Genomic DNA, 11685 nt, shown 5'->3' with positions numbered 1-11685 from the left:
AGAGCGGTTCACAATCAAGGCGCGACTTTGTAGAAATGTCCAGACCTTTCAAGAAGTCGTAACGCGGAGTGTGGATCGCTCTGAAAGCCCCGTAGGGCGGGCCTTGGAGGCCACAGCTGCTGCGTTGCAGCTCTTGCAAAGGACGAAGGCCATTCGCGGCGAGCTGCGCCTAACACCTGCAGCCTTCAAGACCCGCAGAGATATTACGGAATTGCTCAGAGGCTCCCTAGTAAGTGGTTTGCAGTTCTGCCCATAGCTTTGCAAACCCCGAGCGTCTGGCCCCCACCGGCGCTCGGTTTTTTTCTTTCAGAAACAATATAACCAGCTATAAACTATCAGTAGTGTAATTTCAGCAACCATCAACTGATAATACGAATAACTTATGTAACCCGGGGAGCGGATTAGGATGGAAATGCAAGGCAATGCGGTAGATACCTTGCTCGGCGGAATTGAAGCCGGTGGTACCAAATTTAACTGTGTGGTAGCCGCTGGGATTAATGACATCCGTGAGCGAGCCAGCTTCCCAACCACCGATCCAGAACATACGCTATCCAAGGTCGCTCAGTTTTTTCACGAAAGCAGTCAGCGCCACGGCACTGTTTGTGCGCTGGGCATAGCCAGCTTTGGTCCGGTAAACCTGGACCCAGAATCCGCCTACTATGGCTATATCACCCAAACACCTAAAGCTGGCTGGTCCAATACCAATATGGCTGGCTACTTCAGCCAAGCCCTGTCGGTACCAGTTGCTTTCGATACAGATGTTAATGGCGCCGCCCTTGGAGAGCACCTCTGCGGCGCCGCTATAGATGTTAAGAACTTTGTCTACGTCACCATCGGTACCGGTATCGGCGCCGGCATTATGATCGACGGGCAGCTGATCAATGGATCTATGCACCCGGAAATTGGGCATATGCTGATGCCTAGAGACAGCCAAAAGGATTCTTTTAAAGGCAACTGCCCATTTCATAACAACTGCCTTGAAGGACTGGCCTCAGGCCCTGCGATAGAGGAGCGTTGGGGACTGCGTGGCCAACACCTGGAACAACACCACCCGGCCTGGGACCTGGAGGCGGAGTACCTAGCCACTATGTGTGTCAACCTTACCAGCTGCTACTCACCACAGCGGATCATACTGGGGGGTGGAGTGATGATACAGGCGCACCTATTCAATCGCATAAGACAAAAATTCCTAGCCTTAGCCGGTGGTTACTTTCCCCAAGTCTCAGAAAGTAATATTGAACGGTATATCGTTGCACCAAAACTAGTGGGAAGATCCGGTGAAGTCGGCTCTCTGCGGATGGCCCAGCACCTATACAACACTAAAAACGTCATTGCCTAAACCAGGGAGGGGACATCCCCTTCCCGCCCATCCTCTTCTCAGTGGGCGTGGTTCCCACGTGTAATATCCCTATTTCTGTGATTACCACCACTTCTTGAGCAAAAACTTGCTATGCAGAGTGATTCCTGCGGCAGTAACCCCCTCCCCAGCTAGCGATTCCCTTTACCTATCTGTTAGGCTTCCATATAGATACCTCTAGTAAGCAGGGCGATAACAGGTAAGTTTCAGCGCCCCTCAGGGATAGCAATGAAAATAATTAGATTATTAGTGATAGGTATTCTTAGTACCTGTTGCCAGCTGGCAGCAGCCGGCAGTGCCGAACCCACAACTTTCACCCGCCCGGGGATACTGTCCTACAACTTTTACTCTGATTTACTAGAGCGTGAGTACGTTATCGACATAATGCTGCCTCTCTCGTACACCCCGGAAAACACTGATCGCTATCCAGTTATTTATATGACCGATGGCTTCCTGCATTTCCCTATGACAGCCCCTAACCTTATTCAAGAACAGGTTCCCGATGAGTTTGGCAATGTCAAAATGCCCCCTGTAATTCTGGTAGGTATCTCCCACGCTTTTGATAGTCCGAATTTCGCCCAGCGAGTAATGGATTTCACCCCCGTGCCCGGTGTGATCAAAGGTTCTGAACTAGGTGGAGGCGCCGATCACTTTCTTGAGTTTATCGAAGAGGAACTCAAACCCTTTATCAATAACAATTTTAAAGGGAATGAAGAAGACGAAACCCTAGTGGGCCATTCCCTGGGTGGGCTTCTGGCTCTCCATGCACTTTTTAACCACACCAATAGCTTTGACCGATATGTTATTGGAAGCCCCAGTATTTGGTGGGCCGATAAGCAAATTTTAGATAGTGAATTGGCCTATGCAGAACGCAATGCTGATTTGGGAAAAAGCGTGTATTTATTTATTGGTGGTGAGGAAACTTGCAGTGAAATCGACTCAGTTTGCGCAGTAAAAGACTTCTCTCAACTAGTAAAAAGACTGAAGTCCCGTAACTACAATAGCCTTACCCTAAGAAAACGTGTATTTGATAACGAGAATCACGGTAGTGTTGTTAATCCAGGCTATGATCGAGGGATAGAAAAGGTCTTTAAGGCTAAGGTACTACCTAGAAAATATTCTTTCTAATAAACTTATTTTACCCTTTAGTAACACAATATTGATTAAGAATGAAATAACCCCCAAAAGACTGCTTCACAAAATCGTACGCACAAGAAAATAACCCTTCCCAGCTGTAGTGGCACACTACAGATCGATCTGAGATATTACAAAACTAATAGCCTATATTAGACAATTGACTAATGATCAAAGCCTTAGCTGTAAACAATTGGCCAATCAAAAATCATTCTACCTATCGAATAGGCCAGAGAGTATAGATTTCTCTATGGTCCGGCAACAATAAAATCACCTAATCTGTTCTTCAGAGTTACCAGTGTATGGAGAGCCTGGGCATACCCAGGATCTCCCAAACTCATCGAAAAATCGTATTTAACCTAATCCCAGGCAAAGTTTCATCCCTAACAATTACTAGCCACACTTCAACAATTACGTTCTTTTGAAAATATGCAAAGATTCTCTATGATCATAAACCAACAAATAAGGCTCTCTAAAAATCATAGAAGTAGCTCCTGGAAAACTAACTCCATCTTCTTTATAAAGCCAATCAAACTTATGACTAACTATATTAAATGCACCAATAGCCCCTAGCCTGCGATCTGTTGTAATTATATGATTACCATCAAGGATATAACCATCCCTTTGTGAATGTATGCACACTGATTCAAAATATGACTTATCCTGATAATTATCCTTTAACTTTCCACTTAACAAATCAAAAGCTGCGTAACTAGTTAACATTTGATGAAGGGTTCCTTTATCTTCATCAACCCTTAACCCACCCGAGAAAGTATCTATCTTCCATTCAATACTTCCTGTTTCGAGATCAAAGGCAATTACTTTGTTAGCCGCCTTAAAGGCAAATATGACAATTTCGCTACTTGCCCCAATTAACCTAGGAAGATGTTTATCACTAGCCAGGTCTACAGACCACTTAACCTCACCCGTCTTTAGATCACGCCTACTAACGCCTTTGCGCGATACCGTAAAGGCCTTGTTTAACTCAATCTCTATAAGCTCTCCAAAATTGGACTCCCAGAGAAGCTTATCTCGATATACATCCTGAATGCCAACCTTCGCCTGAAAAAGAGAATAGTCATAATCAGTCGCCACCACAATGAAGTTATCTGCGTAAAGATTAAAATTACCAATCCCACTTTTAACTGGTACTGATTTCACTCCGAGTAGTTGACCATCAAAAAACTTATACCCACTGCATGAAATACCGACAAGCAAATTATCTTTTTGTATAAACTTATTAAAATTTTCTGCAACCGATAACTCATTTATGACACTTTCACTCTGCAAGTCATATTGCACTACCTTTTTCTCTGACTGATAGATTAAAACTCCATCTACCAAAGAACAACCTCTCCTAACATTTTTTATTTCAGATAACTTTATAAACATCTAGTGCATATACCTTAATGTACAAAATCCATAAATGTCGGATGATTTCTTAATTGCCCCTGGTTGGCAAAATCCACAAACTGTTGTGGTGAGGTGATTCCATGAGATATAAATAAATCTGGATTACGTGCAAACAAATTACTCGCCTTAGTAGTGTCCTTGAATACATTTTTAAATTGTCCCTTCACAGCATCACTCATATGGTCACTAAAATAATATTCAAAAGGACTACCACCCTTAATGTACGTTTCAATATCGGAATCATCGGCGACGACCACCTCCAACATTTCTGTAATTGCATTCTGAGATTTTTTATTTTTGTATATTAAAAATAAATCTTTTTCACTTTGACTCAATTACCAATAGCTAGTCTGCATTTACCTTTTGGTAGATATAGACGCCACCTCCATTAGCAAATACCTCTTTATCAGCATATTTTATCATCTTAATTCCAAAACGCTTATAAATCAGACTGAAGTGTAAATATATAAGAAAAGAGTGGGTAAACCCCCACTCTTGAACTAAGTATTAGTCTAGCGACGCAAATACTCCTCTCGGGTTTTACGCATATTAACTACATGGCTCCTGCTAAGCCGGTCATGAATCAAGTTGCCCCCGAGAAAACAGTTGATAAACCAACCGATCTTCCCAAGCGCCAAACATAAAACAAAACTAACAACCCGCCATAAACCATGCCCATATCCAATGCGCTTGAAATTACGGTTAGTAACGCGATACCCCATTAAGTATTTACCCGGAGTACCCTGGAATCTAGAACTGTCCAATATCCAAGTAAAGAGCAAGTACGCAATAATACAAATTCCGCCTGCCTGAAGAGTTGCCTCACTTTCGGGTCTATCGAGAGCGGCCATAAAAACAATTGAAGTTGGAAAGCCAATAACAACATAAAGCAGTAATAGATCCAGAACAACAGCTATACCTCTGGCCAATAAATGGCCAAAATAATACTGCTCGTAGTTCTCGACCAACTCCTCACTATTGGCCCTTATGACTTCGCGCCCTCCGCGAAGCCCCTGTAGTGGATCGATCTCAGACTCATGATTTTCCATGATTCCGAACAAGCTATCGCATAGTTTTTCATCCAACGATTGGTATAGGTAGGGTGCGTTTCCCCTCCAATCAAACAAACTATCGCAGTACTGTAGGACGTTTACGGAAACCATCCTTTTGGGCTTTTTTTCCCCCTCCTTTTCTTGACCGGACTGATTCAATCGGGCAAAACGATCAAAGATTGAGAGCCCCAAGTTCCAGTTGTACTCCTCATCCAGCATATGCGAACTCTTGCCGAGAAAATACCATCTTCGCTCATCGTTAAGCTCGGCATCACTGCTAAGAATTACGTCTACCTGTTTGAGGACACGCCGATATTCCTCAATCCGCAAGTCTCTTTCCTGTTTCGATACCGCTTGCTCTTCCGAGATAGGTATAGCTGCTTCGCTTTGAACACTTGATTCAGTCCTCCCCCCCTCTTTCTCTTCAATTGATACCGAAGGCTCCGGCTTTGAAAGGCTTTCGGCTTTTTCTACCGCTAAGGTATCGTTTGTATCATCTTCAGCCTGATCTACCCTAGCGGTGGAAACGATAGGATCTTCCGCTTCAAGAGGGAGTGATTCAGATGATAATTCGCTGGATGAGAGGCCGAGATTACTACTCTCCAATTCTACATCGGCTTCTTCCTCTTCCTGCAACTGTTCAGCAAGCTGCAATGCCTGCCTATACGCAGAGTGCAAAACCTGAAACTCCTCAGGTTTTTCATCTGGGCGTGTTTGCTTCAACTTTTTTGCGTAGGCACGCTTGATAGCCCTGGCATCATTGACAGGGGTAATGTCGAGGACTGCCCAAGGGTTCATTAAATCCAGTCCTCGCTATCCAACCGATCCAGAATTTCACCGACTTCTGTGCGCGCTTTGGTGATTTCTGTAGGGTTTTGTCGCTCAAGCACACTATCAAACGAAGCCAGCAGTCTGGCGATATACTCCCGCTGCTCCCCCAGGCTCGACTCATATAAACGTTCGCCACGAGCGATAATTGCCTGGTTTTTTTCATCTTCCCTTGGGTGGAACTTTAACTTTGTCAATTTCTCCAAAGCTTCAGCTTTTTGTACTTCGGTAAGAGCGCCCGGTGTGAATTCAATTAATTTATTGAAATTTTTCCCTGTTGAGACAACAGTAACGTCCACCTCCAGAAGCCCATTCATATCGTAGGTGTAACGAATGTCAGCCGCTTCCTCACCCTTTGCTTTCTTAGGCACAGGAACTGTTAGCTCACCTAAGTAAACGTTCTTTTTCACCAGGCGATTTTCTCCCTGGTATACATCGACACACAACTGCGTCTGATCATCCCGAGCAGTCCAAACCCGCCTTACAACACTAACTGGCACAACGGTATTGCGCTCAATAATAGGCATAAAGTAAGCACCGAGCTGCGGATTATCTTCATTGATAACACCTGTTCCCAAGGTGTAAGGGCATACATCAGTCAGGACAATATCATCCAGTGCTGAGTTCCTTTCTTTTAAGCCAGCCTGAATAGCTGCTCCCATCGCAACGACAGTGTCCGGGTCCAAATGACAAGATGGCAGACGGCCAAACATTCGACCAACCATTGAACGAAACTGGGCCATGCGCGTCGAACCGCCAACCAATACCACCTCATCAATTTTCTGTGGGGGCAAATCTGCATCGCGCATTGCCCGCTCAATTGGCCGTTTCGCTCTTAACAACAGAGGGGTGCTGAGTTTTTCAAACCACTCTGGGGTCACCTGGAATTGCAAGGAGCGCCCATCAAGTTGTAATTCAAGTTTTTGCTCAGGCTGCTGGCTAACTCGACGTTTAGCGCTTTCCATTTGCATATATAAGTTTTGCAAATCGCGAGGGCTTAAAGCTTCTTTCTTAATTTCAAACTCAGCCAGGACATCATCGACCATTGCCTCAACGAAATCCTCTCCACCGAGGAAGTTATCTCCGGCACTGGCATGGACTTCCATAATGCCATCGAAAAACTCCAGGATGGAAACATCAAAGGTGCCACCCCCAAGATCTAGAATAAGGAAGTTTCCTTCGCGCTTGTCGTGTAAACCGTAAGCAATGGCAGCCGAAGTTGGCTCGTTAATTAGCCGCTCTACTTTTAATCCCGCAAGCTCTCCTGCCAACTTGGTGGCATGGCGCTGATTATCATTAAAATAAGCTGGGACACTGATTACCGCTTCGGTTACCTCTTCACCAAGAAAAGTTTCAGCATCTTCTTTGAGCGCACGTAAGATTAACGAGGAGAGTTCCGTTGCACTAAATTTTTGCTTCCCCAGGGAAACTTTGTGGTCAGTGCCCATCAAGCGCTTAAACGCAGCCACAGTGGTACTACTGTGGTTAATAAGACGTTCTTTAGCCGTTTTGCCGACTAGCAGTGTGCCAGAATCATCAAGCCCCACAACTGACGGGGTCAAAATTTCACCCAAACGGTTGGGAATTAGTTTTACCCCTTCATCAGTCAGTACCCCGCAAGCACTATTTGTGGTTCCCAAATCGATACCAATAATGGCCATATTTCCCCTACCTACCCTTGGATTCGAATTGCAAAAACGATCGAATCTATAGAATTTTTAAGACATTAGTTTTAGCTATATTTATGGCGCATTATTCTAAGCGGCCTTGACCACAAATTGCCAGATAAGACACCGCTATAACACAATATCAGGGGATAGGTACTCACAAAGTGAGGCGTGATTAAGCGGTTAGTTGTGGCCCAAAGGGCTGGGCCACGAAAAGATAAATATGAAAATTAGGGGGCGCGACGTTCTATATTCCAGCTTTCATTTTCTTCACGGCGATAAATAAAACGATCGTGCAATCTATTTTCACCCCCCTGCCAAAACTCAACAGCATTGGGCACTACACAGTAACCGCCCCAAAATTCTGGCAATGGAATTGTTTTACCGGCAAAGCGAGCCTTCTCTTTATCAAACTGCTGCTCCAGTTCCTCCCTGGACGAAAGCGGCCGGCTCTGGTGCGAAGCCCACGCGGCCAACTGGCTATCCAGGGGGCGCGACTGGAAATAGGCCTCTGCCTGCTCGCGGGAAACAGGTTCCACCTTCCCATAAACAATCACCTGCCGCTCGAGACGGCACCAGGGAAACAACAGCGACACCTGAGGGTTAACGGCCATATCCCGGGCCTTGTCACTCTGTAAATTGGTATAGAAAACGAAACCCTTCTCATCGAATCCTTTCAGCAAAACAATCCGCTGCGAGGGGTGCCCGTCCGCGTTAGTGGTGGCAAGACACATGGCGCTGGCATCAACTAATTCTGCTTCAACAGCTTCTGCAAGCCACTTGCGAAACTGCTCCACGGGGGTCGGCTTCAATTCAGAGCGCCTTAAACCACCCATTTGGTATTCCCGACGCCATTGATCGATTTCCATGGTGATACTTCCTCGGTTGTTCTAGCTCAAAGTTTATTCAGCGAAGTGCCGGAAGGCTATTGTGCGGCAGCCACCTCGTCAAATTCCGCAAAATCTACTGACAGGTAAAGTAACCCAAGCGTACAAAGTTTCCTGCCGCAGTGCCGGGTGAATCTCAATTTTCCTGCGATATTGCCTGTGAAGATGCAGACTCTGCGGGTGCTTGCACGGCTTTTGGTGGGCCGCTAGGCTCACTGCATTTTTACACGAATAAGGAAAATGGTGCTTATGTCCTCTGCGCCCACATGCGCCCAGGTGCTGATGCGCCTGCTGCGCGAATACCAGGTAGAAAAAGTTTTCGGGATTCCCGGCGTACATACCATTGAACTGTATCGCGGCCTGCCCGGTAGCGACTTGATGCATATCACGCCAAGGCATGAGCAGGGCGCCGCCTTTATGGCAGACGGTTATGCCCGCGCCAGCGGCAAGCCCGGTGTCTGTTTCTTGATCACTGGGCCGGGGCTGACCAACGCAGCCACTGCGATGGCGCAAGCTTACTCAGACTCAATTCCTATACTGGTTATTTCCGCCGTCAATCGCCGGGAAGACCTTGGCATGGGCCGTGGGCGCCTGCATGAGCTACCCCGCCAGAGCGATGCCAGTCGAGGCTTCTGTATCTGGCAGCACACCCTGACTCAGGCAGAACAATTACCGGAAGTGATGGCACGGGCATTCCAGCTATTGCAGTCCAGCCGCCCCGGCCCTGTCCATATCGAAATCCCCATCGATTTATTCCCGGCGCCTATGTCCGGCAATCTGGACGATTACCGCGCGGCACCCAATGCCATGGTACCGGCAGCCAACGCGACAGCTATCGCGACTGCTACCCAGTGGCTGCAAGCTGCCGAACGCCCGGTGATTCTCCTGGGCGGTGGCGCGCAATCTGCTGGAGAAGCGGCAACACAGGTATCAGAAAAAATTGCAGCTCCAGTCTTCCTGTCTCTGGCCGCCAAAGGCGTTGTCGATGAAAGACATCCTCTGTGTGGCGGAGCCAATCTCAGTTTTGATTGTGTGCGTGAGCGAGTAGAAGCTGCCGATGTGGTCTTGGCCGTTGGCACAGAGCTTTCGGAAACCGATCGCAACCTGGTGAGAGAGGATTACGCTTTCTCCGGCAAACTGATCCGCATCGACATTGATCCGGCTCAACTGGTATGCAATGCCCAGCCGGACCTGGCCATCTGCGCGGATGCAGCAGAAAGCCTTCAGCAATTAAGCGAAGCCCTGGTTCAGTGCAAAGAGAGCTCAAAACAGCGCGCAGAAGAGGAAGTTTCACAATTAATCGGTAACTGCCGCAGAGAATGGTGGGAAGGTTCAGAGGAGCGCTTCCCTTGGGTTGAAGCTCTGCGCGAAGCCCTGCCCGATGAGGGAATTCTGGTTACCGACTCCACACAACTGGCCTATAACACTAACCACGCCTTGCCGCTGTACCACCCCCGCAGCCATATTACCTGCACCACCGGTTACGGCACGCTGGGCTTTGCCCTACCCGCCTCGATCGGGGCCAAGTTATCCAGCGAGCGGGATGTAGTTGCCTTGATCGGCGATGGCGGCCTGATGTTTACTCTCGGTGAGCTGGCCGTTGCAGTAGAGCAGCAACTGCCCCTGCCAATACTGGTTTGGAATAACAGCGGGTATGGAGAGATTCGCGACTTTATGGATGCCGCAGAAGTACCTCAAGAAGGTGTTAATCTTCGCACTCCGGATTTTGTCGCACTGGCAAAATCTTTTGGCGCTGAAGGTTGCCGCATCGACAAACCACAGCAATTAGCTACGGCAGTCGCAGAAGCCCTGCAACGCAAAACACCAACAATTATCGAAATCACCGCCCCTTGAACTGGCGCGAAGCAAACGGAAGCGTGACATGACAGATTTCAGCAAGCTGCATACCGACAAACTGTTTATCAATGGTGAGTGGCGCGAGCCCCTCGGCACCAGTTCCCATCCTGTGATTAACCCCGCCACTGAAGAAATGATTTGCCAGGTGGTGGAAGGCTCTGCTGAGGATGTGGATATTGCCGTTGCCGCTGCCCGCAGCGCCTTTCGCAAGTGGCGCCATACCAGCGCAGATCAGCGCTCAGCACTGCTAAATGCCATTGCTGACGGTATGGAAGAACGCAAGGAAGACTTGATCCAGGCGATCTCACAAACCCTGGGTTGCCCCGCCCATATCACCCGTTGGCTGCATGTGGATGGCCCTATCTACGCCATGCGTTACTACGCCGGTCGCACTTCAATCATGGAAGAGACCGAAAAGGCGGCCCACTCGGTATTAATCCGGGAGCCGATTGGCGTGTGTGGCTTTATTACCCCCTGGAATTACCCTCTGCACCAATTTGTCGGCAAAGTAGCGCCAGCCCTCGCAGCGGGCTGCACCATGATTACCAAGCCTTCGGAAACCACTCCGCTGCAGGATTTCGTCATGGCGGAGATTATCCAAACAGCCGGTGTTCCTGCGGGCGTATTTAACCTGATCCCCGGTGCTGGCTCAGTCGTCGGTGCAGAGCTGTCATCGCACCCGGGAATCGATATGGTGTCCTTTACCGGCTCCACCCGTGCAGGCGTTGAAGTTGCCAAGGCTGCCGCGCCCACAGTTAAAAGGGTAACCCAGGAGCTGGGTGGCAAATCGCCTCTGATTATCACCCCGGACGCGGATCTTAAAGCAGCAGTTCGCTGGGGCTGCGAAGATGTATTCATCAACAGCGGCCAAACCTGCACCGCACTCACCCGTATGCTGGTTCCCGCTGAGCACTATGAAGAGGCAGTGGAAGTTGCCAAGCAGGTGGCTGAAGAAGTGGCCATGGGCACCGATGCCAATGCCTTTATGGGCCCCCTATCTTCCGCTCGCCAACTGGAAATCGTGCGCGGCTACATCAAGAAAGGGATCGAAGAAGGTGCCCGCCTTGTGACTGGCGGCCTCGATCTGCCCACCGAGCTGGATAAAGGCTTCTATGTGAAACCCACGGTATTTGCCGACGTTCACAACGATATGGCCATTGCCCGGGAAGAAATCTTTGGCCCGGTGACCTGCCTGATCCCCTACAAGGATATGGATGAAGCTGTCGCCATTGCCAATGACACCGAATACGGTCTGTCCAGTGGCGTATGGGCTAAAGACGCCGAAAGCGCCATGCCTATCGTTCGTCGCATTGAAGCGGGCCTGTGCTTTGTCAACGGCGGTGAGTTTAACTACGACGCCCCCTTCGGCGGTTACAAGCGGTCCGGCAACGGACGCGAGTTTGGTGAGGCCGGTCTCGGTGAGTTTATCGAACTGAAATCCGTGCAGCTTCCCGCATAAACTTCTGCACCGCCCTCTAATGGGGGCGGTA

General features: G+C 48.4%; 9 protein-coding genes. 4 read left to right on the top strand and 5 right to left on the bottom strand.

What is annotated here, in order from left to right:
• Positions 1-406 precede the first annotated feature (406 nt).
• Together ACJJI4_RS04900 and ACJJI4_RS04895 are read left to right on the top strand one after the other, a co-directional pair.
• The gene (locus ACJJI4_RS04900) at positions 407-1339 is read left to right on the top strand and encodes an ROK family protein (RefSeq protein ID WP_444927275.1); all 933 of its coding nucleotides are present in this window, start codon (positions 407-409) and stop codon (positions 1337-1339) included.
• Positions 1340-1585: 246 nt separating this feature from the next.
• On the top strand, positions 1586-2485 hold the full coding sequence (locus ACJJI4_RS04895; RefSeq protein ID WP_444927274.1) for an alpha/beta hydrolase: 900 nt from the start codon (positions 1586-1588) through the stop codon (positions 2483-2485).
• Positions 2486-2902: 417 nt separating this feature from the next.
• Here the strand turns inward: ACJJI4_RS04895 and ACJJI4_RS04890 are convergent, their stop codons facing one another.
• The 5 genes from ACJJI4_RS04890 to pdxH all read right to left on the bottom strand — a co-directional run bounded on the left by ACJJI4_RS04890 (position 2903) and on the right by pdxH (position 8320).
• Positions 2903-3883 carry a PQQ-binding-like beta-propeller repeat protein gene (locus tag ACJJI4_RS04890; protein ID WP_444905885.1) on the bottom strand — a complete coding sequence of 327 codons (981 nt, stop codon included), beginning with the start codon at positions 3881-3883 and terminating at the stop codon, positions 2903-2905.
• A 14-nt stretch (positions 3884-3897) separates the two neighbouring features.
• Positions 3898-4239, bottom strand: a complete 342-nt coding sequence (locus tag ACJJI4_RS04885; protein ID WP_444927273.1) for a hypothetical protein — start codon at positions 4237-4239, stop codon at positions 3898-3900.
• 177 nt (positions 4240-4416) lie between these two features.
• Positions 4417-5754, bottom strand: a complete 1338-nt coding sequence (locus ACJJI4_RS04880; RefSeq protein ID WP_444927272.1) for an RDD family protein — start codon at positions 5752-5754, stop codon at positions 4417-4419.
• Positions 5754-7445 carry an Hsp70 family protein gene (locus tag ACJJI4_RS04875; protein ID WP_444927271.1) on the bottom strand — a complete coding sequence of 564 codons (1692 nt, stop codon included), beginning with the start codon at positions 7443-7445 and terminating at the stop codon, positions 5754-5756. Before ACJJI4_RS04875 ends, ACJJI4_RS04880 begins: the two co-directional genes overlap by 1 nt.
• A gap of 236 nt (positions 7446-7681) precedes the next feature.
• Positions 7682-8320: a pyridoxamine 5'-phosphate oxidase gene (gene pdxH / locus ACJJI4_RS04870; protein WP_444916579.1), complete on the bottom strand. Its 639-nt coding sequence runs from the start codon at positions 8318-8320 to the stop codon at positions 7682-7684.
• Between the two features lie 267 nt (positions 8321-8587).
• Between pdxH and ACJJI4_RS04865 the strand changes: the two genes are divergently transcribed.
• Together ACJJI4_RS04865 and ACJJI4_RS04860 are read left to right on the top strand one after the other, a co-directional pair.
• On the top strand, positions 8588-10192 hold the full coding sequence (locus tag ACJJI4_RS04865; protein ID WP_444927270.1) for a 5-guanidino-2-oxopentanoate decarboxylase: 1605 nt from the start codon (positions 8588-8590) through the stop codon (positions 10190-10192).
• Between the two features lie 28 nt (positions 10193-10220).
• Positions 10221-11654, top strand: a complete 1434-nt coding sequence (locus ACJJI4_RS04860; protein WP_444912545.1) for an aldehyde dehydrogenase family protein — start codon at positions 10221-10223, stop codon at positions 11652-11654.
• Positions 11655-11685: the final 31 nt, after the last annotated feature.

This window comes from Microbulbifer maximicatervae (SeqCode), from assembly GCF_052467305.1.
The sequence above is the reverse complement of the archived record's forward strand: the minus strand, read 5'-3'. Positions and strand labels throughout refer to the sequence as shown.